We start from the raw sequence: 22,583 nt of genomic DNA on the forward strand, positions 1-22,583 counted from the left end.
CTGGACCCGCAGGGACCGGCCGCGGCCCCCGGCCCGAACGCCGCCGAGCGGGTCCGCCGGATGGCGCTGACCACGCACCGCGACGACCTGCGGATCGGGCTGACGCTGGGGCTGTGGCGCACCTTCGCGGTGCCCGCCATCGCCTCCACCCTGGTCGCCGCGGGCGGGATGGTCACCGATCCGGACGCGCGGGCCGAGGCCACCGGGCTGATCCTGTTCCAGCTCCTGGAGGACGGCCTGGACGACCCGGCCGGCGCCCCGGTGATCGAGCACCTGCGCCGGGTCCACCGCGGCCTGGACCAGGAGCTGATGCGCTACGTCCTCACGGTCTTCGCGCTGGAGCCGGTCCGGTTCATCGACAGCCGCGGCGCCCGGCCGCTCAGCGCCCAGGACCGGGCCGATCTGATCGGCTTCTACGGCGCGCTGGCCACGGCCCTCGGGATCGTGCCCCCGCCGGGGGACGTCGACGACTGGTCCCGCTGGTCCCGGGCCTTCGAGCAGGCGCACTTCGCCCCCACCGCGGACGCCGCGCTGCTGTGGACCAGCACCCGCGCCCTCGCCGCCCGCCGGCTCCCGGAACCCCTGCGCCGCCCGCTCCGCGGACTCGCGATCGCCGCGGCCACCACCCTGCTCGACCCCCGCTGCGCGCCGCCGTCCAGGCCCCGAAGCCGGGCCGGGCCGCCCGCGCCCTGGTCACCGCCCTGTTGGCCCTGCGCCGGCGTCGGGCCGCCCGCCACGGAGGAGAAGACGGCTAAGCGGTGCGTGGAGGGCGGAGCCGGGCGCTGTAGGCCGGGTTGGTCATCAGGTCGGCGTGCGGAAGGCCGATGCCGAGCCCCTCCAGCAGGCGGAAGAACAGCTCGCGTTCGCCCAGCGGTCCGGCCTCGCCCTGGTCCGGGTCGGCGCCCAGGGCCCGCAGTTCGGGGTCGAACCGATGGATGTGGCTACCGGTACGGTCGCCGGGGGTGAGGCTCAGCATGGTGTTGATGCCGGTCACCAGCCGCCCGTTCTCGGCGTAGCGGAAGTCCACCATCGGCTTCTCATTGGTGTGCAGCACGACCGCCGAGGTCTGCTCGGAGACCGCGCAGACGAGCCGGTCGTCCTCGACGCACCGCCAGCTGGCCTCCTCCCAGGCCCAGGCCCAGCTCCCGTACCGTCCGGCGAGCACCACATAGCCGTCGTCGTCGTAGACGAGGTCGCCGAACTCCTGGTCGTAGGCACGCCGGTCGCGCTCGGCGAGGGTGGCCGGGTCCGCGCCCATCCGCTCCAGCAGCTGCCCGGGGGTGAGATCGCGCGCGAAGGTGAGGCTCAGCAGCGGAAGGTCCTGCCCGAACATCCAGTCGAGACCGCTCATCCGGCTGTGCTCCTGTCTGAGAACGTCAAGATGGCCCCGCTCGAACGAGCGGGGCCACCTCGGGTGGGTCGGATACGGCTGGCGTCAGATGACTCCGGAGTCGGAGATGGTGATCTTGGCCTTGGTCTTGCCGTTGGAGGTGCCGTAGCCCTCGATCTTGCTGACCAGGTCCAGGCTCTCCTTGTCGGCGACCTCGCCGAAGACGACGTGCTTGCCGTCGAGCCAGTCGGTCACCACGGTGGTGATGAAGAACTGCGAGCCGTTGGTGTTGGGGCCGGCGTTGGCCATCGACAGCAGGCCCGGCTTGCTGTGGGTGAGCTTGAAGTTCTCGTCGGGGAACTTGTTTCCGTAGATGCTCTTGCCGCCGGTGCCGTTGCCGGCCGTGAAGTCGCCGCCCTGCAGCATGAAGCCGGGGATGACGCGGTGGAAGGAGGAGCCCTTGAAGCCGAACCCCTGCTCGCCGGTCGCCAGGGCGCGGAAGTTCTCCGCCGTCTTGGGAACCACGTCCTCGAACAGGTTGAAGGTGATCCGCCCGGCGGGCTCGTCGTTGATGGTGATGTCGAAGTAGACCTTGATCGTCATAAGACCATCCTGACACTCCCCGGCACCCCCGGGCGACCGTTTGGGTGTCTTGTGCGGCACAAATCACCCGATCCGGGGCAGTGACGGCGGGTTCCGGACCTTGTCCGCCATGGCCTGCAGCACTCTTGACGGCGGGCATTGGTCTGGACCACCGTAGGGGTGCCGCGGCAGTTCCATGCATGGAGAACCCCCACACACTCCTTCAGCAGCACGAGCTCTGTGCTGCCCCACGCCCGGGAGGACACGCCCATGAGGCGCGTCACCTTGCCCTTCACCGCCGCCGCGGCCCTGCTCGCCGCCCCGCTGCTGCTCCCCGCCACCGCCCATGCCGCCAACGGGCTCACCGGGCTGATCGCGAACTTCGCGGTCACCTCGAGCTGGCAGAGCGGCTTCGAGGGCACCTACACGATCACCAACAACAGCAATGCGCCCGTCAGCACCTGGTCCCTCGGCTTCGACCTCCCCACCGGCGAAGCCGTCACCAGCGCCTGGAACGGCACGCTCACCCACTCCGGCACCCACTACACCGTGACCGCGCCGAGCTGGGCGGCCCCGCTGGCCCCGGGGGCCACCGCCGACGTGGTCGGGATGGACTTCTCCACCGGCGCCACCCAGACCCCGCCCGCCAACTGCCTGATCAACAACGCGCCGTGCCAGGGCCTCCCGCCCGACCTGGTCGCGCCCTCGGTCCCGACCGGCCTGGCGGTCACCGGGACCGGGCCCGGCAGCGTCGCGCTGTCCTGGCACGCGTCCACCGACAATGTCGCGGTCACCGGCTACCACGTGTACGAGGGCAGCTCGGTCGTGGCGACGGTCACCTCGGCCGCCGCCAACCTCACCGGGCTGCTGGCCGGCAGCAGCCACACCGTCAGCGTCGCGGCCTTCGACGCGGCGGGCAACGAGTCGGCGCACTCCGCCACGCTGACCGCCACCGCGGGCAGCGGCACCGCCCCCGGCGCCGCGGCCCCGTACGTGGACCTCGGCTCCTACCCCACGCCCAGCCTGCCGGCGATCGCGGCGGCGACCGGTCTGAAGCAGTTCTCGCTGGCGTTCATCATCAACGGCAGCACTCCCTGCACCGCGAGCTGGTTCGGCGCCTACGACCCCGCCAGCGGCTGGGACAAGGCGGATTTCGACGCGATCAGGGCGGCCGGCGGTGACGTCCGGCCCTCCTTCGGCGGCGCCAACGGCACCGAACTGGCGCAGTCCTGCACCACCGTGGCCAGTCTCACCGCGCAGTACCAGAAGGTGGTCGACGTCTACGGGCTGGACCGGATCGACTTCGACATCGAGGGCGCGGCCGTGGTCGACCACACCTCGGTCGACCGCCGGTCCGCCGCCATCGCCGCGGTCCAGGCCGCGCAGCGGGCCAAGGGCCGGGACCTCAAGGTGACGCTGACCCTGCCGGTGCTGCCCACCGGGCTGACCGCGGACGGCGTCTACGTGCTGCAGTCCGCCAAGAACGCGGGTGTGACGGTGGACGCGGTCAACGTCATGGCCATGGACTTCGGCGACTCCACCGCCCCCAACCCGGCCGGGAAGATGGGCGCGTACGCGATCCAGTCGGCGCAGTCCACCCAGGCCCAGATCAAGCAGGTCTGGACCAGCCTGACCGCGGCCCAGGCCTGGCGGATGGTCGGGGTCACCCCGATGCTCGGGGTGAACGACAACACCAGTGAGGTGTTCGGACTGGCCGACGCCTCGCAGCTGATCACCTTCGCCCAGCAGAACCACCTGGGCGAGCTGGCGTTCTGGGAGGTCACCCGGGACGCGCACGCCTGCCAGGGCGGGCTGTCCAGCTGCACCAACATCACCCAGACGCCCTACCAGTTCTCCAAGCTGTTCGCCGGCTTCACCGGCTGACGCACCGCCGCGGGCGGCGGGGCAGCGGCCCCGCCACCCGCAGTACAGTGCCCTATGAGCGATGCAGACGAGATCCCGGTGCTGCCGTGGTCGGTGCCGGACCTGGCCGAGTCGGCACGGGCGCTGCTGCGGCCCGGCGGACGGCGCCTGCTGGGGCTGACCGGCCCGCCGGGGGCGGGAAAGAGCGCCCTGGCCGCCGAACTCTGCGCGGCGCTGGGGCCGCTGGCGGCCTGCGTCCCGATGGACGGCTTCCATCTGGCCAACCAGGTGCTCCGGCAGCTGGGACTGGCCGACCGCAAGGGCTCGCCGCCCAGTTTCGACGTCGGCGGATTCCAGGCGCTGCTGCGGCGGTTGCGCGCCGACACCGATACCGGCACGGACGCCGGAGCCGACGCCGACGAGGTGGTGTACGCACCGGAGTTCCGGCGCGAACTGGAGGAGCCGGTCGCCGGGGCCCTCGCGATTCCGGGCAGTGTGCGACTGGTCGTGGTCGAGGGCAACTACCTGCTGCTGGACCAGGGCCGCTGGGCGGAGACCGCGCCGCTGCTCGACGAGGTGTGGTACCTCCGCCCGGAGGAGCCGGTCCGGCTGGAACGGTTGCTTCGGCGGCACCGGGCCCACGGGCGTTCCGCGGCCGAGGCGGAAGCCTGGGTGGCCGGCAACGACGAGCCCAACGCACGGCTGATCGCCGCCACCGCGCACCGGGCGAACCGCGTCATCGCCGTGCCGCAATGAAGGAAACCCGCTGATCCGCCCCCGCCGTCGGACTGCTCGGTGACGGCGGGGGAGCGGCGGCAGCTGGTCAGACGTTGACCGCGGCGGTGTAGCGGGCGCGCTTGTCGTCCCCGGTCTGCTCGGCGACGGCGCCTTCCTTGACCATGCTCTTCAGCACGTTGCGGAAGTTCGTCGCGTCCGAGGACTTCCACTCGTCGCCCATGACGGCCCGGGACACCTCGCCCGCGGACTGCGGCTCCTGCAGCGCCTGCAGCGTCGCCACGATCTTCGCCCGGTCCGCACGCACCGGCTTCGCCGGGGTGACCGACTCGGCCTTCGGCGCGGTCCGCGCGGCGGGGACGGTGGGCTTCTTGGCGGCGGGGGCCTTCTTCGCCGCCTTCTTCGGGGTCGCCTTCTTGGCGGCGGCCTTCTTCGGCGCCGCCTTCTTGGCCGCTGCCTTGGTGACCACGGCCTCCGCGACGGGGGCCTCGACGACCGGAGCCTCGGCGACGACCACCTCGACCACCGGTGCCTCCACGACCGCTGCCTTCTTGGCGACCAGCGCCTTCTTGGCCACCGGCGCCTTCTTGGCGGCGGCCTTGCGGGGCTTCTTCGCCGGAGCCTCCGCGGTGGCGGAGTAGAACGCGGTGCCCGCCTGCGCGGACTTGGCGGCGAGACCGGCCTTGGTGAGCACGGACAGGGCCCGGCGGATCGCCTGGACCGCGGCGCTGCTCGCGTCCGCGCCGTTCACGTCGGCGGAGATCTCGGCGACCTTGTGCACACCCGGCGTGGTCTCCAGGAAGCCGAGGACCGCGAGCTGGCTCGGGTTCAGTGCCTCCCTGGTCAGCGGCGCCGACACGGCCGCGGGCGCGGCCTCGGCCGCCTCCACGACCACGACGACCTCGGTGGCCTCGACCACCTCGGTTGCTTCCACCGCCTTCGGCGCCGCCGAAACCGCCGCCGCCGAAACTGTTGCCGCGCTGTTGAGTTCGCCCAGCTTGGCGACCAGCAGGTCGCGGCTGGCCACCAGGTTTTCGACGGACGCCTGTCGCGCCGTCAGCTCCTGGTTCAGCTCCGCAACGGACTGTCCGGCCGCTGTGAGTTCGTTGTCGAGGTCGTTCAACTGCCCGCTGAGGTAGTCGCGAATACCCGCAAGTACCGACTCGAGCTTGTTGCTTGCTGCTTCTGCCATGAGCGCCTTACCCATCATCCGAACCAATACGTTCCCGTGATGGTAGGCACAACTGCGACCAGTTGCGTTACCAGTTGCCGGATATCACTCGACCGGGGTTCGCAACGGGCCGCCCGATGTCATGCATTTCTCATCCGTTCCAGGGCCCTCGAACCAGCGGCATACCGGCTTCGCCGCCCACGCGGGTACGCACCGCGAGGATCTGGTTGACGCCGATTCCATTCTGTTCGAAGGCCACCGCCGACGCCGCCATGTAGAGCCGCCACACCCGGGCCCGCCCTGGTGGGACCAGGTGCACCGCCCTTTCCCAGTTGCGTTCCAGGTTGGTCACCCAGGCCCGCAGGGTGAGTGCGTAGTGCTCCCGGATGGACTCCAGGTCGCGCACCTCGAAACCGGCTTTCTCCAACGCGGAGACCGTGCTGCCGACCGGAGCGAGCTCCCCGTCGGGAAACACATAGCGGTCGATGAACTCATCCACCGCGTAGGTCGATTCGTCGGCCCGCGGGGGCCGGGCGATCTGGTGGTTGAGCAGTCGGCCACCGGGCCGCAGCAGTCCGTACAGCTGCTCCGCGTACGTCTGGTACGCCACCGCGCCGACGTGTTCGGCCATCCCGATCGAGGAGATCGCGTCGAACGGGCCGTCGTCGATCTGGCGGTAGTCCTGCACCCTGATCTCGATCCGGTCCGCAAGACCGGCCTCCACCACGCGCTTGCGCGCGAGTTCGGCCTGCTCGACGGAGATGGTGACGCCCACCGCGTGCACGCCGTAGTGCTCGGCCGCGTGCAGCACCATCGAGCCCCAGCCGCAGCCGACGTCGAGCAGCCGCTGACCGGGGCGGAGCGCGAGCTTGCGGCAGACCAGGTCGAGTTTGGCGGCCTGGGCGTCCTCCAGCGCGGTGTCCTGGCTGTCGAAGTAGGCGCAGGAGTAGACAAACGAGGGGCCGAGGATCAGCCGGTAGAAGTCGTTGCCGACGTCGTAGTGGTGGCTGATCGCGGCCCGGTCGCGGCGCAGGCTGTGCTTCAGGCCGCGGCGGGGCCGGTTCTCCTCCCGCGGCGGCGGCGGGGGCAGTGCCGGGCCGGCCAGGGCGAGCACCTGTCCGGCCAGTCGCAGCAGCCGGGGATCGGGCAGCAGCCGGCGGGCGCGGCTCTCGGCCGCGGCTTCGCTGTCGTCGTGCTGCCACACCAGCGGCGCCAGCCGCCGCAGCGCCTCGTAGAGGTCGCCCTCGATGGTGATCTCCCCGGCGACCCAGGCCCGGGCCAGTCCGAGTTCGCCGGGCTTCCACAGCAGCCGGTGCAGGGCCCGGCGACTGCGGACGACCAGTGCGGGGGCGTCCTTGGGGCCGACCTCGCTGCCGTCCCAGGCGCGCAACCGCAGCGGCAACGGACCGCCCAGTGCCTCCGCCAGCAGTGTGCCGAGCCGTCCTGCTGCCTGATCCATGGGAACCAGCCTCACAATCGATCCTCTTACCACTTACCTACGACTCCCCGAGCCGCTAGCACCATACACATAAGTTGCTATATACATCTAGATTGTATTTTCGAGCCGGGGAACGCCTGGAAGCAAGGCCGGCCGCCCACCGGGGAGGGCCGGGTCAGGAGAAGATCTGCACCTCCGAGAGCTGGGCGGCGGGCCAGCCGGTGTTGGCCGTGACATTGAGCCGCAGATAGCGGACGGTGCTGGTCGGGACGGTGATGGTGACCGTGTTGCCGGTGGCCGGGTCGAAGGTGTAGCCGGCCGAGGCCTTGAGCGTGGTCCAGCTGCTGCCGTCGGTGGAGCCCTGCACCGAGAGGGTCTGGGTGCGGCTGGCCCAGGCCGTGGCCGGCGGCAGGTCCAGGGTGACCGTGCTGACGCTCTTGGCGCTCCCCAGGTCCGCCTGCAGCCACTGCGGGAAGGCGTTGTCGGTGCTCTCCCAGTAGCTGCTGGTGTTGCCGTCATTGGTGTTGCCGGGGGCGTAGCCCTGGGTGGTGCCGCTGGCGGTCATGGTGGCGGTCAGCGCCAGGTTGCCGCCGCCGCCCCGCCGGCCGCGTTGCCGGTGCCGCTGAGCGCCACGGTGAGCGGTCCGGCCGGGTCGTTGGAGCTGACCGAGACGTTGCCGCCGCGGGTCCCGGTGGCGGTGGGCTTGAAGGTCACGCTGACGGTGCAGGAGGCGCCGACGGCCAGGGTGCTGCCGCAGGTGGTGCTGTCGCTGTAGTCACCGGTGGCGGTGACGGCGCCGAGGGTGGCCGCCGCCGTGCCGTGGTTGCTGACGGTGGTGGTCTGCGCCGCGCTGCTGCTGCCGACGGTCTGACCGGTGAAGGTCAGGCTGGCCGGAGCCGCCGCCAGCGCGGGCGCGGTACTGCCGCCGCCGGTGCCGGTACCGCCGCCGCCCGGGAAGATCTGCAGCTCGGAGAACTGCGCGGCGGGCCAGCCGGTGTTGCCGGTGACATTCAGCCGCAGATAGCGGACGCTGCTGGTCGGCAGGCTGATGCTGACGGTGTTCCCGGTGGCCGGGTCGAAGGTGTAGCCGGCCGAGGCCTTGAGCGTGGTCCAGGTGCTGCCGTCGGTGGAGCCCAGGACCGAGAGGGTCTGGGTGCGGCTGGCCCAGGCCGTGGCCGGCGGCAGGTCCAGGGTGAGCGAGCCCACCTGCTGGGCCGAGCCGAGGTCGGCCTGCAGCCACTGCGGGAAGGCGCTGCTGTTGCTCTCCCAGTAGCTGCTGGTGTTGCCGTCATTGGTGTTGGAGGCGGGGAAGCCGCCGGTGCTGCTGCTCGCGGTGAGGGTGGCGGCCGCCGCGAGGTTGGTGGTGGAGGAGACCCCGGTGCCGCTGAGCGCGGTGCCGACCGGGGTCGCGGTGGTGGAGTTGGCGACGGCCAGGGTGCCGGTCTGGGCCCCGCCGGTGGTCGGGGTGAAGGTGACGCTGACGGTGCAGGAGGCGCCGGCGGCGAGCGTGCCGCCGCAGGTGTTGGTCTGGGCGAAGGGGCCGGTGGCGGTGATCGAGTTGAGGGTGGCCGAACCCGGGCCCGGGTTGCTGACGGTGACGGTCTTCGCCGCGGTGGTGCTGCCCACGGCGATGCTGCCGAAGGCGAGCGAGCCGGGGCTGGCCGAGACCGGGGTGTTCACCGTGGTGCCGCCGTCGGTCCCGATCAGCTGCACCGTGCGGGCGCCGCCGGACTGGCTGTTGGGGATGGTCAGGGTGCCGGTGGTGATGCCCGAGGCGGGCGCGGTGTACGCGACGTCGACCTGGCACCACATGCCGGGGTCGGTGTCATTGGCGGCCGCCAGGCTGCTGCCGCAGGGCTTGGCGGCGTCCGGGGTGACCGTGAACCCGCCGGTGGCGGAGATCCCGCCGAGGGCGGCGGCCGAGCGTCCGGCGTTGTAGACGGTGACCTTCTGCACCGGGGTGGTGTGGCCGACCGTGGCGTTCTGGAAGGTCACCGTGCTCGGGAAGGAGGTGACCGGAGCGTTGGCGGGGAAGCCGCAGGTGGCCGCGGTCGACCAGCCGCTGTTGCCGGAGCCGGTGTTGAGGGCGAAGCCGGAGCCGCAGTCCTCCACCCCGCCGACCCCGACGCCGGTGGCGGTCACGCCGGAGACGCTGGCCGAACCCGAGGTCTGGTCCTGGAAGACATAGGTGCCGACGTTGTTGACGGTGTCATTGCTGATATTGATCCCGCTGATCGGCTTGCCGCCCTCCAGCGTGCCCTCGAACTGGAACGCCTCGTACGGGCTGTCGTCGATCTCGTTGCCGGTGACATTGATGGTCCCGGTCATCGCCGAGTCCAGGGCGAAGAACCACATCGCGCCGACCCCGTAGTCCCAGCCGGGGTCGAACTGGCCGGTGCGCACCAGCTTGTTGCCGCTGATGGTGGTGGTCCCGGCGAGGGCGGCCGCGCCGAAGCGGTTGCCGACGTGGATGCCGCCGCCGCGGGTCACGGTGTCCTGGAGCAGGTTGTTGGTGGCACTGTTGTCCGAACCGCCGTAGAAGGCGATGTTGTTGGCGAGTCCGGGCGAGTCGACCGTGTTGTGGTCGAAGACGTCGCCGCTGTCGTTGGTCGAGGACCACAGGGCCAGGCCGTCGTCCTGGGTGTTGCGCAGGAAACTGTTGCTGACCGAGGAGTTGGTGACCCCGCCGTCGAAGTTGATGCCGTCGGCGAGGGTGTCCTGGATCCGCATGTTCTGCAGCTTCAGATTGGTGGTCGCGCCGACGATCCAGGCGCCGACCTTGGCGTTCTGGATCCAGACATTGGAGATGGTGGTGTTGTTGAAGCCGCCGTTGAAGCCGTTGACCGAACCGTCGCTGTCGTCACGGGTGTTGACGTTGCCGAAGATCGACAGGTCGTGCACGGTGACCCCGGTGGTCTGTCCGACGTTCCCCTGGAACTCCACGTTGTGGCCGGTCAGTTCGGTGTACCACTCGCCGGCTCCGGCGACCCCGACCTTGTTCAGGCCGATCGGCGCGGTGATGTCGTACAGGCCCTGCGGCAGGTACACCCCGGTGCCCGCGGCGGAGGCGTCGTTGATCGCCTGCTGCAGCTTGGTGGTGGCGTCGGCGACGCCGGTGCTGTCGATGTTGTAGGGCGCCTGGGTGACGTCGAGGTAGCCGGCCGGCTTGGGCAGCGGGGCCGGCACGTTCTCGAAGTCGGCGGTGTTGATGGCGTACCAGGGCGCGGTGTCACCGGCGTCGATCTGCAGCTTGACCACGGTGCCGGCCGGGAGCACCGAGGGGAACATGGTCCGCACGTCGTTGTAGAAGTCGTGCGGCACCGCGCTCTGCGGATCGCCGACGTCGGCCGGGTTGCTGGTGAAGGTGTACGCCCCGTACAGCCAGCTGTCCTTGGAGGCCAGTTGGATGTCCTGGGACTTGGCGCCGTTGACGTAGACGCTCAGCGGCGCGGTCAGCCCGGCGCCGTCCAGCGAGTCGGGCAGCGCGTAGTGGAAGTCCACCGCGTTCGCCGGGGCGGTGAGCGTGAACGACACATACTTGCCCTGGCCCACCAGTTGCACCGCCTGACGGCCGGTCGCCTCCGAGGCCAGGGTGCCGTAGGTGTAGTCGGGAGCCAGTACGTTGCCGTTGGTGGTGGCGTTCGCGGCCAGGTACTCGGTGAACGGCACGGCGGCCCCGGGGGCGGTCGCCGCGGCGGCCCCTGTGGCCGGCAGCGCCAGCAGCGGTGCGGCGGCCAGCAGGACGCCGGCCGTGACACCCGCCGCCAGCCGCCGAGCCCTTCGGGGGACGGTCCGGTCGGATGCACGCCGCTGGGCGCGAAGGGGGAAGTGGAACACGTACGGCTCCTCTGGGGTGGGGGGCCTCACCTAATCATTTCTGACAGATGACCACAAGATGTCTACCGATGTTTGCAAAATCTCGACATGATGCCGAGTGCGATTGACCGGAGAGTCAGCAGCCCTGCTGGTGGCGGAAGTTGGCCCCGCGCGCGATCCTGGAGCAGGGGCGATGACGATGACGAAGCGTCAGGGGATGCGGCGGTCCAGCCTGGTGCTGGCACTGCTGGCGGTCGTACTGGTCGGCTACTGGGGCGCGGTGCTGCTGGCGCTCGGTCCTGAGGACGCGGCACCGTGTGCGGCGGGCGCCCCGGCCTCGGCGCCCTGCCTGCGCAGCCTGCCGGTCAAGGTGACCTCCCTGATCGACAAACCGATCACCGGAAACGCCTACAGCAGGCGCTACTTCCTCGGCTACACCCATGGCGTGACGCTGACCGGGCTGCCCGGCGGGCCCCGCAGGGCGGTGCTCTCGGGGACGGACTACTTCTTCCTCGGGCTGACGACCGGCCAGCCGGCCACCGCGACGCTGTGGGGCGGCAAGCTGGTCCAGGTGGGCGCCGGCGGGAAGACGGCCTACGTCTACGGCTACAGCACCCGCGACCGGCTCTGGGGGATCGGGGCCTCGGCCGCGCCGCTGCTGGTCGTGCTGCTCATGCTCCGGGTCGGCCGCCGCCCGATGCCGCCCAGGGTCCGACCGCCGCTGTTCGCCGTCGATCTGGCGACGCTGCCGGTGCTGGTGGGCGCGCTGCTCTGGTTCCACGCGGACGCGGACCATCTGCACGGCCTGCTGGTGGCCGTGCTGGGGACGGCCGCCCTGGCCGTCCAACTCGCCTGCCAGCAGTGGCGTTCGGACGGACCGGAGGAGCGGACGGCCCCCGCCCCCCGGGTGCGGGGAGCGGGGCCGTCTCATGACGCCTGGTCAGTGCAGCCTGGTGCCAATGGTGTTCAGCAGGTCAGGTTGCCGCCGGGGGTGACCCCGAGGATCGCCGCGTAGCTCTGGTACTTGCTGACCCGGTCCTGCATCTCGGCGGTGTTGTTGCCGTTGCACTCCAGGCCGCCGTTGATGCTGCGGATGGTCTCGCCGAAGCCGTAGCCGTTGACCATGGCGTTGTGCGCGGTCATCGTGCCGGGGCCGTTCTGGGTGTCCCAGTACCAGAGCCCGGTCTTCCAGGCGACCGAGGCGTCGGTCTGGACCAGGTTGGGGTTGTCCAGCAGGTCGATGCCGAGCGCGTCGCCGGCGGCCTTGTAGTTGAAGTTCCAGCTCAGCTGCATCGGACCGCGCCCGTAGTAGGCGTACGTCCCGGCCGGGCAGCCGTACGGCTCACTCGCGCAGTAGTTTCCCGACTGGTCGATCTCGGTGATGTAGACCAGTCCGCCGGTCTCATGGCTGACGTTGGCCAGGAACGCGGCGGCCTCCTGGGCCCGGACGGTGCTGCTGCCGGTGGCGGCGAAGGCCGGGTAGGCGCTGAGCGCGGCGACCAGGCCGCTGTAGCTGTAGAAGGAGTTCCGGCTCGGGAACATCTGGTTGAACTGAGCCTCGCTGACCGGGAATCCGCCGGTGCTCGGAGGCGTCGTGGTGCCGCCGCCGGAGCAGCTGTAGGGCGACCAGTACCAGGTGCTGATGGTCGGGTCGTAGCCCGGGTTGTCATGCGTCGCCACGTAGTACAGGCCGTTGCTGTACTGGACGATCGCGCCCGTGGCGTACGAGGTGCCGGCCGCCCAGGCCGGGTAGGAGCAGCTGCCGCCGGCGGGCGGTGTGGTCGGCGGCGTGGTGGTGCCGCCGCCGCAGGCGCCCTCGTCCGTCCACACCCCACCGAACCGCCGGGGGTGTCGTTCTGGGTCCACCACTTGGCCATCCAGTTGTGGCTGTTGTACGAGCTGACACCGCCGTTGGTGTAGACGGCGGTCGAGCTCCAGGCCGCCGCGCAGCCCACGGTCGAGGCCGAGGCCGTCGGCAGGACGAACGCCAGGCCGGTGAGCAGGGCGAGGGCCGAGAGGAACGCCAGTATGCGTTGTCGCGACATGCGGTCACTCCTTCGTGCGGGTGGGGCCGCACGTGGTTGAGGACAGGTCTGTCCCCCTCGGGTCCGCCACGAGGGACGGCCCGGTCGGGGACATGACATGACTCAACCCGCCCTGGTCTATACCTGTCAATGACTTGGCGGGCAGACCTTCCAGTTCGGCGACGCCTCGGCACAGTTCCGCTAGGCCTCGGCGCGGGCCTGGTTGGTGATGTTGCGGGCCATGCCGCCGAAGACGACGGCGTGGAAGGGGGCGACGGACCACCAGTAGAGGTGGCCGGCCAGGCCGCGGGGGTGGAACAGGGCGCGCTGCCGGTAACGGGTCCGCCCCTCCTGGTCCTGCTCGACGCTGAGTTCCAGCCACGCCAGCCCCGGCAGCCGCATCTCCGCGCGCAGCCGCAGCAGCCGCCCGGGGGTGAGCTCCTCGACCCGCCAGAAGTCCAGCGAGTCGCCGACCCGCAGCCGGTCCCGGTCGCGCCGGCCGCGGCGCAGGCCGACCCCGCCGGCCAGCCGGTCCAGCCAGCCGCGGACCGCCCAGGCCAGCGGGAAGGAGTACCAGCCGTGCTCGCCGCCGATGCCCTCGACCACGCGCCACAGCGCGGCCGGGTCCACGTCCACGGTCAGCGTGCGGTCGTCCTGGTAGAGGCTGCCGCCGGCCCAGTCCGGGTCGCTCGGCAGCGAGTCGCTGGGCGCGCCCGGCAGTGAGGCGGAGGACCAGCGGGTCTCCACCTCGGCCTCCCTGATCCGCTTCAGGGCGAGCCCGGCGGCCTGCTCGAACCCCAGCAGTCCGCCCTCGGGATCGGGCACATAGGCCGCGATGTCGTGCTCGGAGCAGACCACCTCCTGCCGCAGCGACTCCACCAGCGGCCGGGCGATCGCCCGGGGGACCGGGGTGACCAGGCCGACCCAGTGGCTGGAGAGGGTCGGCGTCAGCACCGGGACCGGGACGATCAGCCGGTGCGCAAGACCGGCCACCGCGGCGTAGCGCAGCATCATCTCGCGGTAGGTCAGGATGTCCGGGCCGCCGATGTCGAACGAGCGGTTGACGTCCTCGGGCAGTTCCGCGGCGCCGGCCAGGTAGCGCAGCACGTCGCGGACGGCGATGGGCTGGATCCTGGTGTTCACCCAACTGGGTGTGACCATGACCGGCAGTCGTTCGGTGAGGTAGCGCAGCATCTCGAAGGACGCCGACCCCGAACCGATGACCACGGCCGCGCGCAGCTCCGCCGTCGGCACGCCCGAGGCCCGCAGGATCCGCCCGACCTCGGCCCGCGAGCGCAGGTGCGGCGACAGCTCCTCCGCCGGTACGCCCTGCGGGACCAGCCCGCCGAGGTACACGATCCGCCGTACCCCGGCCGCGGCGGCCGCCTTGCCGAAGAGTTCGGCCGCCCTGGCGTCGGTGCGTTCGAAGGTCGAGCCCGTCCCCAGCGCGTGCACCAGGTAGTAGGCGACATCCACCCCCTCGAAGGCGGCGGGAAGGGTCTCCGCCCTGGTCACATCGCCCTCGGCCACCTCGACCTGCTGGTGCCAGGGCTGGTCCCGGAGCCGGCGCCGGTCGCGGACCAGGCAGCGCACGCTGTTCCCGGTCGCGAGCAGCACCGGGACCAGCCGCCCGCCGATGTAGCCCGTGCCACCGGTGACCAGGCACGTGGTAGTTGATTCCATGGCTCCAGCAGAGCGCATGGCGGTGCTGCTGTCGCGTCCTGCGACCAGGGACACCAGACTCTGACTCAGACAGAGGCGCTGACTCACAGGACGAGGCAGGAGAGGGGCGACGGGTGCTTCCAGAAACCGGCGGGTCCAGGGTGCCGTGTGTTCCCGGTGCCCCCAGCTGGGTCGGCCTGCTGTCCACCGACCCCGAGGCGTCGCAGCGCTTCTACGGCGAACTGCTCGGCTGGCAGTTCGACTCCGTGGACGAGGACTGGGGCCACTACTCCTACGCCATGGTGCAGGGGGCCTGGACCGCCGGGGTGGGCTCCGTCCCGCCCGGCTGGCGCGGCGCGCGCCGACCTGGACCGTGTTCTTCGGCGTCGAGGACACATCGAGCGGGCGGTCCAGCGGACCCGGGAGCACCTCGGCACGGTGGGGATCGGCCCGCTCGACTTCACCTCGGGCCGGGCCCGCGGTCGCGGTCGACCCGAACAACGCGGTCTTCGGGCTGTGGCAGGGGGTGCCGGGCCCGGCCCGGGCGCTGCGGATGCTCGGCGCCCCGTCCTGGATGGAGCTCTCCACCGACGCGTTCGCCGCCGCGCTCTTCTACGGCGCGGTGCTGGACTGGGCCGTCCACGACCGCAGCGACCTGGACGTGTCCTGGAGAACGAGCGGGTGGTGCTGCGCGCCGCGGGACGCCGGATCGCCGCCATGCGGACGGCCGAACCCACCGCGTCCGCGCTGCCGGAGCGTCCGCTGTGGCGGGTCTTCTTCTCGGTCGCGACCGCCGACACCGCCGCCGAGCACGCCCGCAGGCTCGGCGGCACGCTGCTCGCACCGGTCGAGAGCACGCCGTACGGACGGGTGGCGCGGCTCCGTGACCCCGAGGGCGCGCAGTTCTCGCTGATCAGTGCCGACGAGTAGAACCTCGCGACAGCAGGCGAAGAACCGGGAACCGGACGAGGATGTCACTGAGCAAGTCAGTGCATCCTGCGAGAGGTAGGCGCCATGACCTCCACCACCGGTCCGCACCCCACCGGACCCACCGGGCCCCACGCCGGCGATCCGCACAGCGGTGCTCCGCAGCCCGGCGTGCCCCGCTTCGGCAGCCCCGGGCTGATCGCCCTGGCCGACGCCGCCTGGCAGGTCCTGATCGCGGCCGGGGTGGTGTCCGTCGTGCTGGGCATCGTCGTCCTGGTCTGGCCGCACGCCACCCTCGCCGTCGTCGGCGTGCTGTTCGGATCTACCTGGTGATCAGCGGTGTGTTCCAGCTGGCGGGGGCCTTCGGCTCGCACGTGCCGGGCACGATGCGCGCCGTCGGCTTCGTCAGCGGCGCGCTCAGCCTGCTGCTGGGCCTGATCTGCTTCCGCGGCGCGGCCGAGTCGATCCTGCTGCTCGCGCTGTGGATCGGCTTCGGCTGGCTGCTCCAGGGCGTCATGCTGACCGCGATGGCGGTCTCCACCGAGGGGCTCCCGGCCCGCGGCTGGCAGACCTTCCTGGGCGTGCTGACGGCCCTGGCCGGGATCGTGCTGATCGTCTCCCCGTTCGGCTCGCTGACCGTCCTCGCGGTCGTCTCCGGGATCGCGCTGGTCGTCCTCGGCATCACCGAGATCGCCCACGCCGTACAGCTCCGCAACCTCACCAGGCGCGCAACCTGACCAGGCGCGCCGGCTGACCCCGGAGCCCCTCGGCGGTCAGCCGAGCGGGTGACGCGGCCCGGTTGCCCCGTGTCGCACGGCTGTACCGCCCCGAGCCGCACCGCACTCTGGGAGCCGACCCCTCAGGCCGACTCCGAGAGAGGTGGGACCGGGTGACTGTCGCGCACGCACCTGAGCGCGGGACGATGCGGCCACCGCCACGCGGCCGGCTGCTGTTCCCGGCGGCCGGCCCGCCGGACTACCTGACGGCGGTGGACTGCTACCTGCTGGCCGCCCGGATCTCCGAGAGCTCGGCCCGGATCTACCGGATCTCCCTGGTCAACTGGTCCTGGCTGCTGGCCGGTCGGCCCACCCCGCTGGGACCGTTCCGACGCGGGGCCGAACCGCCGCCGCTGGCCCTGGCGGTGCTGGACGACCCGGGCCTGCCGCGGCGGCTGGCCGAGTCCGCCGCCGCCAGGGCGGACGCGGTGGACTCGGACACCGTGCAGCGCGAGCTGTCGATCCTGCGCAAGGCGATCCGCTGGTGGCGCGGCCAGGGCTGGATCAGCGCGGATCCCACCCAGGGGATCGAACGGCGGCCCTCGTCGCCGTCCTCGGTGCAACTGCTGTCGCCGCATCAGATCGCCCGGCTGTGGCAGCTGGAGGCGCCGCTGCGGGAGCGGACCCTGTGGCGGCTGGTCCATGAGACCGCGCTGCCGCTGGAGGGCGTGCTGGCCCTGAACGTGGAGGACGTGCTGCCCTCCGCCAAGGACCGCACCCGTCGGCGGCTGCCCTGGCAGCCGGCCACGATCCGCTCGCTGGCGCATCTGATCGGCGTCCGCAGGAGCGGCCCGCTGTTCCTGACCGCGGCCCTGGGCCCGCAGGCGGTGCCGGCCCGTGACCGGTGCCCGATCACCGGCTGGACCCGGCTGCCGGTCCGGCACGCCGAGAACATCTTCGAGCACGCCACCCGACTGCTGGCCAACCCGCTGGCCGACAGTCGGCAGTTGGGCGAACTGCACGGCTGGACCCTGCGCCAGCTGCACCACACCCGGTCGACCGGCACGGGTCGCGCGCACCCGTCCGGCGCAACTGTGGGTGCTGCGGCGCAGTACTGCGATATCTAACGGTTATGGTCGATTTGTGACCATTGAAGCCGCCGTCGAACCTGACGCGAACCCGGGACCGGGTTCCGGGTCCGGCCCGCACACCGACGCCGAAGCCGCCGCCCGCACGGTCAGGACCCGGGCGGTGCTGATCGCCACCGCCCTGTCGGTGCTGCTGGTGGTCGGCATCGTGCTGGGCAGCCGGGGTCTGCGGGACTTCGACTCCGCGCTGATCCCGTACACCGTGGCCACCATCTTCCTCACCTTCGGGGTCACCTACCGCTATCTGGTCTGGATCTCGGCCCGGCCCGCCTGGCGGCTGTTCCGCAAGGGCCTCGGCACCGCGTTCTCCTGGCAGAACTTCCGCCGCCCCCACCGCGCTGCCCCGGATGGCGGCCACCTACCTGGGCTTCCAGCGCTTCCTCGGGGCGCGTTCGCACCAGCGCTGGATCGCGCACCAGGCGATGTTCTGGGGCTGCCTGATCGCGGTGGGCATCACCTTCCCGCTGACCTGGGGCTGGTTCACCTTCACCGGCTCCAGCGCCACCGGGCCCGGCTACGAGATGCGGGTGTGGGGCTTCAAGGTCCTCGGGTTCAGCTCCAGCAGCCTCTTCGGCTGGGCCATGTACCACGGGCTCGACCTGGCGGCGGTGCTGGTCATCGGCGGTGCCGGCTACTTCCTGTGGCGGCGCACCAGGGACCGGGCGGCGACCACCGGGCAGCGCTTCGGCTACGACTTCCTACCGCTGCTGGCGCTGCTCACCATCTCGGTCACCGGCCTGCTGCTCACCTTCTCCGAGATCTGCCTGCACGGCGGCGGCTACCAGTTCCTGGCCGTGCTGCACATGGTCTCGGTCGTGTTCACCCTGGTCTACCTGCCCTTCGGCAAGTTCTTCCACATCGTGCAGCGGCCGGCGGCGGTGGGGATGCAGCTGTTCAAGTACAACGCCCGCACCGAGGCCGCGGAACCCGGCCAGGTCGCGGGCGAGGGGCTGTTCGCCTGCCGCCGCTGCGGCGAGGCCGTCGACACCGCCCCGTACGTGGAGAACCTGCGCGGCACCATGCGGGATCTGAAGCTCGACTTCGACCAGTGGGCCGAGTACTGCCCGCGCTGCAAGCGCGTCCTGCGCGGCAGCGCCTATCTGCAGCACGTGAAGCGGGGATTCAAATGAGGCGATTCACATGAGCAGCCCCTTCGGCGGTTCCAGGCCCGGCCCGGTGCCGGTGTCGCTGGACCCCACCGTGGCTCCGCCCGGCACCCGCAACTTCCGTGACGCGGGCGGCATCCCGGCCGACCAGTGGCACGCGAACCAGGTCAAGCAGACCCTGGTGCCGACCCACTGCTGCTTCTGCGGGGTCCAGTGCGGGATGTACCTGCGGGTGAACGACCACGGCAAGGTCTTCGGAGTGGAGCCGCGGAACCACGACATCAACCGCAGCCGGCTCTGTCCCAAAGGCCTCAACGCCTACCAGCAGGTGAACCACCCGGACCGGCTCACCGCCCCGCTGATGCGCCGCAGCCGGGACGAGCCGCTGCGCGAGGTGAGCTGGGACGAGGCGCTGGACTTCACCGTGGCCGAGGTGCGCCGGATCCAGGCCGCGTACGGCAACGACGCCTTCGGGCTGCTGGGCGGCGCCAGTCTGTTCTCCGAGAAGACCTACCTGGTCGGCAAGTTCGGCCGGGTGGCGCTGAAGACCCGTCATGTCGACTACAACGGCCGGCTGTGCATGGTCAGCGCGGCCGGCGCCAACAAGCTGTCCTTCGGCATCGACCGGGCCGCCAACCCCTTCGCCGACATCCTGCAGACCGACTGCCTGCTGATCGCCGGCTCCAATGTCGGCGAGTGCTTCCCGGTGATGACCCAGTACCTGTGGGGCGCCAGGGACCGGGGCGCGTCGCTGATCGTGGTCGACCCCCGGGAGACCGCGATCGCCCGCACCGCCGACATCCATGTCGCGCTGCGCTCCGGCACCGACTCCGCCTTCTTCAACGCGGTGCTGCACGTGGTGGTCCGCGAGGGCCTGACCGACGAGGCGTTCCTGGCCGAGCACACCACCGGCTGGGAGGAGTTGAAGGCCAAGGTGGCCGAGTACCCGCCCGAGCGCGCGGCCGGGATCTGCGGCATCCCGGCCTCCCAGGTCGAAGAGGTGGCCCGGATGTTCGCCGGTGCCGGTCGGGCCATGGCCTGGCACGCCCGGGGGATCGAGCACCACACCCAGGGCGTGGAGAACTGCCTGACCGTCATCAACCTCTGCACCGCGACCGGGAACCTGGGCAAGCCGGGGGCCGGCTACGGCACCATCACCGGCCAGGGCAACGGCCAGGGCGGGCGCGAGCACGGCCAGAAGTCCGACATGCTGCCCGGCGGACGCTCCATCAACGACCCCGAGGCCCGGCAGTTCATCTCCGACTTCTGGGGCATCGAGGAGACCGAGCTGCCGCAGGCCGGGACCTCGATGATGGAGATGGTCTGGCAGATGCAGAGCGAGGAGATCCGCGGCCTGATCGGGATCTGCAACAACCCCTTTGTCTCACTGCCCAACTACGCGGTGGTCAAGGACGGTTACGACAGCCTGGAATTCCACGCCCAGTTTCGACTTCTTCCTCTCCGAGACCGCCGCCAACGCCCATGTGGTCTTCCCGGTCACCACCTGGGCCGAGGACGAAGGGGTGATGGCCAATGCCGAGGCCCGGGTGGTCAAGCACAACAAGGCCCAGGAGCCCGCGCCCGGGGTGCGCACCGACACCTGGGTGATGTGCGAGATCGCCCGGCGGCTCGGCGTGGGGGACAAGTTCGCGTTCGACGGTTCGCGGGCGGTGTTCGACGAGCTGCGGCACGCCTCCGCCGGATCGGTCAACGACTACTACGGCATCACCTATGAGCGGCTCGAGGAGACCGGCGGCATCGCCTGGCCCTGCCCCGACCTGGACCACCCCGGCACGCCCCGGTTGTTCGAGGGCGGCCTGACGTACCACGCCGACCAGAAGGTCCATCTGCAGTCCGTGGAGTGGCACCCGCCGGCCGACCCCTTCGACGAGCAGTACCCGTTGCGGCTCACCACCGGGCGCACGGTGGCGCACTTCCTCTCCGGGAACCAGACCCGGCGGCTGGGCGCGCTGGTCGAGCAGACCCCCCGTCCCTGGGTGGAACTGCACCCCACCCACGGCTACCGCAACGGCGACCCGGTCAGGGTCACCACCCGGCGCGGCAGCGAGGTGCTGCCCGCGCTGGTGACCCAGGCGATCCGGCCCGACCATGTCTTCATCCCCTACCACTGGCCGTTCCCGACCTCGGCGAACGCACTGACCATCGATGCGCTCGACCCGCGCTCCAAGATCCCGGAGTACAAGGTCTGCGCCTGCCGGATCGACCCCGCCCCCGCGGTGGACGAGGTCCCGGCCCCGCCGATGCCCCCGGGCCGCTCGGCCTATCCGGAGGCCCAGGCCTCCCGCGACGACCCGATGCCGCCCACCTCCCCGCAGGGGCGTGGCACGGGCGAAGGGACGTGACCCGGAGATGATGGGACGAACGCTCTTCATCGACCCCGGACGCTGCATCGGCTGCCAGGCCTGCGTGTCAGGCTGCCGGGAGTGCGACTCGCACCGCGGCAAGTCCATGATCCACCTGGACTACCCGGACGAGGGCAGCTCGGTGGCCTCGCTGCCGACGGTGTGCATGCACTGCGAGGACCCGGTGGCGCCCTGCGCCGAGGTCTGCCCGGCCGAGGCGATCCTGATCAGCCCGGACGGGGTGGTCCACGAGGCCGACCCGACCCGCTGCATCGGCTGCGGCAACTGCGTCAACGCCTGCCCGTTCGGGGTGCCCAAGATCGACCTCGAAGCCAAGCTGCAGATGAAGTGCAACCTCTGCTACGACCGCACCTCGATCGGCCTGGCCCCGATGTGCGCGACGGTCTGCCCGACCGGCGCGCTGTTCTACGGGACCCTGGAGGAGCTCCAGGCCGAGCGGCCCAACGTGGACGTCTCCACCTGGTTCGAGTTCGGCGATGTGCAGATCACCACCGGGGTGGCCATGGTCATCCCGGCCGACAAGCGCAACCGCCCGGTCCCGGGCGGGATGCCGACCCTTCCCCTGGTGCAGATCAACGGACGCGATGTGGGCGACGGCGGAGGACCGCAGTGAACGACTCGACGGCCGAGCAGTCGACGGCCCATGACCCGACGACGAGAGAGCAGGCAGCGCAGGCGGAGCGGAGCCGCGCGGCGGAGAACGCCGCCCTGCGTGAGCGGCTCGGCACCGACTCGCTGACCTCGCGCCGCGACTACCTCCGGGTGATGACCACGGTCTCCGGCGGCCTGCTGGTCGGCAGTGTCGCGGTCTCGGCCGGCGTGCTGCACCGGCACGGCGACGCCGCGGCGGCGGACCTCCCGGTGCTGCGGGTGGCCGAGAAGCTGGCCCGAGGGCAGGCGGTCACCTTCGCCTACCCGGGCGAGCACGACCGGGCGATGGCGGTCCGGCTCGCCGACGGCAGCGTGGTGGGCTACTCCACCATCTGCACCCACCTGGCCTGCGGCGTCCTCTGGCGCGAGGAGAAGGGCGAGGAGGGGGAACTGTACTGCCCGTGCCACGAGGGCTCCTTCGACGTGCGCACCGGCGAGGTCACCGGGGGGCCGCCGCCGCGCGGCCTGCCCAAGGTGCTGCTGGAGGAGCGCGCCGACGGCAGCGTCTGGGCGGTGGGCACGGCCTACTCGGACGAGACCGTACGGCACGCCGCCTGCCGGCAGCTGAGCGCGATCCGTCCCGGCGTCGCGACCCGGGGCTGCCCGGCCGCTGGAGGGAACTGATCCGCCATGAGCCAACCGCCTGACACCCCGTCTCCAGCTGACTACTCGTCGAACTGGGGCGCACCCGGCAGCGCACAGCCGCACCTCAACCGCCCGGTGCCCGAGCGCTATCCGCAGATCCGGCCCACCAGCGGCTACGGCGATCCCCGGGTGGTCCACAGCGGTCCTGGGCCGGGAGCGGGGACCGAGCAGGAGCCCGAGCGCTCGGCGATCCTCACCGCCAGGCTGTTCGTCGTCCTCAGCGTGGTGGCCGGACAGTTGTGGGCGCTGAGCGTCGGCGTCGACTCCTGGATGGAGGGCCGCACCGGAACCGCCTGGTGGTGCACCGGCTTTGAGGCGCTGTCGTTCCTGATCGCCCTGGGCGCCTGGCGGATCGGCCCGCGCGACCGCTGAGCCGCCCGCCCAC

Annotated in this window: 19 protein-coding genes and 2 pseudogenes; 12 read left to right on the top strand and 9 right to left on the bottom strand. The window is 71.3% G+C overall.

Features of this window, described 5'->3' with window-relative positions; translation table 11 throughout:
• Positions 1-751: 751 nt before the first annotated feature.
• Both ACXKR8_RS37410 and ACXKR8_RS37415 read right to left on the bottom strand, forming a co-directional pair.
• Entirely contained in the window at positions 752-1,351 is a 600-nt protein-coding gene (locus ACXKR8_RS37410) for a DUF6461 domain-containing protein (RefSeq protein ID WP_458268989.1), read from the bottom strand.
• 84 nt (positions 1,352-1,435) lie between these two features.
• Positions 1,436-1,933, bottom strand: coding sequence for a peptidylprolyl isomerase (locus ACXKR8_RS37415; RefSeq protein WP_458268990.1), 498 nt, complete (start codon positions 1,931-1,933; stop codon positions 1,436-1,438).
• Between the two features lie 249 nt (positions 1,934-2,182).
• On the opposite strand from ACXKR8_RS37415, the gene ACXKR8_RS37420 reads away from it, so the two are divergent.
• Both ACXKR8_RS37420 and ACXKR8_RS37425 read left to right on the top strand, forming a co-directional pair.
• On the top strand, positions 2,183-3,796 hold the full coding sequence (locus ACXKR8_RS37420; RefSeq protein ID WP_458268991.1) for a cellulose binding domain-containing protein: 1,614 nt from the start codon (positions 2,183-2,185) through the stop codon (positions 3,794-3,796).
• A gap of 54 nt (positions 3,797-3,850) precedes the next feature.
• The gene (locus ACXKR8_RS37425) at positions 3,851-4,531 is read left to right on the top strand and encodes a nucleoside/nucleotide kinase family protein (RefSeq protein WP_458268992.1); all 681 of its coding nucleotides are present in this window, start codon (positions 3,851-3,853) and stop codon (positions 4,529-4,531) included.
• 67 nt (positions 4,532-4,598) lie between these two features.
• Here the strand turns inward: ACXKR8_RS37425 and ACXKR8_RS37430 are convergent, their stop codons facing one another.
• The 4 genes from ACXKR8_RS37430 to ACXKR8_RS37445 all read right to left on the bottom strand — a co-directional run bounded on the left by ACXKR8_RS37430 (position 4,599) and on the right by ACXKR8_RS37445 (position 10,956).
• Positions 4,599-5,702 (bottom strand): hypothetical protein, encoded by a 1,104-nt coding sequence (locus tag ACXKR8_RS37430; RefSeq protein ID WP_458268993.1) that lies wholly within the window; start codon positions 5,700-5,702, stop codon positions 4,599-4,601.
• A gap of 130 nt (positions 5,703-5,832) precedes the next feature.
• Positions 5,833-7,140: a class I SAM-dependent methyltransferase gene (locus tag ACXKR8_RS37435; protein ID WP_458268994.1), complete on the bottom strand. Its 1,308-nt coding sequence runs from the start codon at positions 7,138-7,140 to the stop codon at positions 5,833-5,835.
• A gap of 154 nt (positions 7,141-7,294) precedes the next feature.
• Complete coding sequence (locus tag ACXKR8_RS37440) at positions 7,295-7,684, bottom strand: discoidin domain-containing protein (protein WP_462099982.1); 390 nt, start codon at positions 7,682-7,684, stop codon at positions 7,295-7,297.
• Between the two features lie 8 nt (positions 7,685-7,692).
• Positions 7,693-10,956 (bottom strand): choice-of-anchor D domain-containing protein, encoded by a 3,264-nt coding sequence (locus ACXKR8_RS37445; protein WP_462099983.1) that lies wholly within the window; start codon positions 10,954-10,956, stop codon positions 7,693-7,695.
• 178 nt (positions 10,957-11,134) lie between these two features.
• Here ACXKR8_RS37445 and ACXKR8_RS37450 point away from each other — a divergent pair, with 178 nt between their 5' ends.
• Positions 11,135-11,950 (top strand): hypothetical protein, encoded by an 816-nt coding sequence (locus ACXKR8_RS37450; RefSeq protein ID WP_462099984.1) that lies wholly within the window; start codon positions 11,135-11,137, stop codon positions 11,948-11,950.
• Here the strand turns inward: ACXKR8_RS37450 and ACXKR8_RS37455 are convergent.
• A complete protein-coding gene (locus tag ACXKR8_RS37455; RefSeq protein ID WP_462100714.1) occupies positions 11,902-12,765 on the bottom strand; it encodes a glycoside hydrolase family 19 protein in 864 nt (287 codons plus the stop codon). The two genes, ACXKR8_RS37450 and ACXKR8_RS37455, sit on opposite strands and share 49 nt — an antisense overlap.
• Before the next feature lie 395 nt (positions 12,766-13,160).
• Positions 13,161-14,642 (bottom strand): SDR family oxidoreductase, encoded by a 1,482-nt coding sequence (locus tag ACXKR8_RS37460; RefSeq protein ID WP_458268998.1) that lies wholly within the window; start codon positions 14,640-14,642, stop codon positions 13,161-13,163.
• A 660-nt stretch (positions 14,643-15,302) separates the two neighbouring features.
• Here ACXKR8_RS37460 and ACXKR8_RS37465 point away from each other — a divergent pair.
• The 4 genes from ACXKR8_RS37465 (at position 15,303) to ACXKR8_RS37480 (ending at position 17,391) form a co-directional block, all read left to right on the top strand.
• Entirely contained in the window at positions 15,303-15,551 is a 249-nt protein-coding gene (locus ACXKR8_RS37465; protein ID WP_462099985.1) for a VOC family protein, read from the top strand.
• Between the two features lie 84 nt (positions 15,552-15,635).
• Positions 15,636-15,881 (top strand): hypothetical protein, encoded by a 246-nt coding sequence (locus ACXKR8_RS37470; RefSeq protein ID WP_462099986.1) that lies wholly within the window; start codon positions 15,636-15,638, stop codon positions 15,879-15,881.
• Positions 15,878-16,285: a DUF308 domain-containing protein gene (locus ACXKR8_RS37475; RefSeq protein ID WP_462099987.1), complete on the top strand. Its 408-nt coding sequence runs from the start codon at positions 15,878-15,880 to the stop codon at positions 16,283-16,285. Before ACXKR8_RS37470 ends, ACXKR8_RS37475 begins: the two co-directional genes overlap by 4 nt.
• 152 nt (positions 16,286-16,437) lie before the next feature.
• Positions 16,438-17,391, top strand: coding sequence for a site-specific recombinase (locus ACXKR8_RS37480; RefSeq protein ID WP_458269001.1), 954 nt, complete (start codon positions 16,438-16,440; stop codon positions 17,389-17,391).
• Between the two features lie 3 nt (positions 17,392-17,394).
• Here the strand turns inward: ACXKR8_RS37480 and ACXKR8_RS37485 are convergent, their stop codons facing one another.
• Entirely contained in the window at positions 17,395-17,625 is a 231-nt protein-coding gene (locus ACXKR8_RS37485) for a hypothetical protein (protein ID WP_462100763.1), read from the bottom strand.
• Here ACXKR8_RS37485 and ACXKR8_RS37490 point away from each other — a divergent pair.
• The 5 genes and pseudogenes from ACXKR8_RS37490 (at position 17,516) to ACXKR8_RS37510 (ending at position 22,570) form a co-directional block, all read left to right on the top strand.
• Positions 17,516-18,542, top strand: a pseudogene (locus ACXKR8_RS37490) (MFS transporter). The gene ACXKR8_RS37485 and the pseudogene ACXKR8_RS37490 overlap by 110 nt on opposite strands.
• 10 nt (positions 18,543-18,552) lie before the next feature.
• A pseudogene (locus ACXKR8_RS37495) lies at positions 18,553-20,881 on the top strand (molybdopterin oxidoreductase family protein).
• Positions 20,882-20,888: 7 nt separating this feature from the next.
• Positions 20,889-21,515 (top strand): 4Fe-4S dicluster domain-containing protein, encoded by a 627-nt coding sequence (locus tag ACXKR8_RS37500; RefSeq protein ID WP_458269004.1) that lies wholly within the window; start codon positions 20,889-20,891, stop codon positions 21,513-21,515.
• Complete coding sequence (locus tag ACXKR8_RS37505) at positions 21,512-22,177, top strand: QcrA and Rieske domain-containing protein (protein WP_458269005.1); 666 nt, start codon at positions 21,512-21,514, stop codon at positions 22,175-22,177. The genes ACXKR8_RS37500 and ACXKR8_RS37505 overlap by 4 nt, the downstream gene beginning before the upstream one ends.
• 6 nt (positions 22,178-22,183) lie before the next feature.
• A complete protein-coding gene (locus ACXKR8_RS37510; protein ID WP_458269006.1) occupies positions 22,184-22,570 on the top strand; it encodes a hypothetical protein in 387 nt (128 codons plus the stop codon).
• The last annotated feature ends 13 nt before the right edge of the window (positions 22,571-22,583 follow it).

Source organism: Streptacidiphilus sp. PAMC 29251 (assembly GCF_054208735.2).

Coding starts and splice junctions, on each gene's coding strand:
- ACXKR8_RS37485 (WP_462100763.1), bottom strand. CDS start 17,625: ATGGTGGCCACGGTGTACGGGATCAGCGCGGAGTCGAAGTCCCGCAGA.
- ACXKR8_RS37460 (WP_458268998.1), bottom strand. CDS start 14,642: ATGGAATCAACTACCACGTGCCTGGTCACCGGTGGCACGGGCTACATC.
- ACXKR8_RS37415 (WP_458268990.1), bottom strand. CDS start 1,933: ATGACGATCAAGGTCTACTTCGACATCACCATCAACGACGAGCCCGCC.
- ACXKR8_RS37450 (WP_462099984.1), top strand. CDS start 11,135: ATGACGAAGCGTCAGGGGATGCGGCGGTCCAGCCTGGTGCTGGCACTG.
- ACXKR8_RS37500 (WP_458269004.1), top strand. CDS start 20,889: ATGATGGGACGAACGCTCTTCATCGACCCCGGACGCTGCATCGGCTGC.
- ACXKR8_RS37510 (WP_458269006.1), top strand. CDS start 22,184: ATGAGCCAACCGCCTGACACCCCGTCTCCAGCTGACTACTCGTCGAAC.
- ACXKR8_RS37420 (WP_458268991.1), top strand. CDS start 2,183: ATGAGGCGCGTCACCTTGCCCTTCACCGCCGCCGCGGCCCTGCTCGCC.
- ACXKR8_RS37435 (WP_458268994.1), bottom strand. CDS start 7,140: ATGGATCAGGCAGCAGGACGGCTCGGCACACTGCTGGCGGAGGCACTG.
- ACXKR8_RS37470 (WP_462099986.1), top strand. CDS start 15,636: ATGACCTCCACCACCGGTCCGCACCCCACCGGACCCACCGGGCCCCAC.
- ACXKR8_RS37425 (WP_458268992.1), top strand. CDS start 3,851: ATGAGCGATGCAGACGAGATCCCGGTGCTGCCGTGGTCGGTGCCGGAC.
- ACXKR8_RS37440 (WP_462099982.1), bottom strand. CDS start 7,684: ATGACCGCCAGCGGCACCACCCAGGGCTACGCCCCCGGCAACACCAAT.
- ACXKR8_RS37430 (WP_458268993.1), bottom strand. CDS start 5,702: ATGGCAGAAGCAGCAAGCAACAAGCTCGAGTCGGTACTTGCGGGTATT.
- ACXKR8_RS37410 (WP_458268989.1), bottom strand. CDS start 1,351: ATGAGCGGTCTCGACTGGATGTTCGGGCAGGACCTTCCGCTGCTGAGC.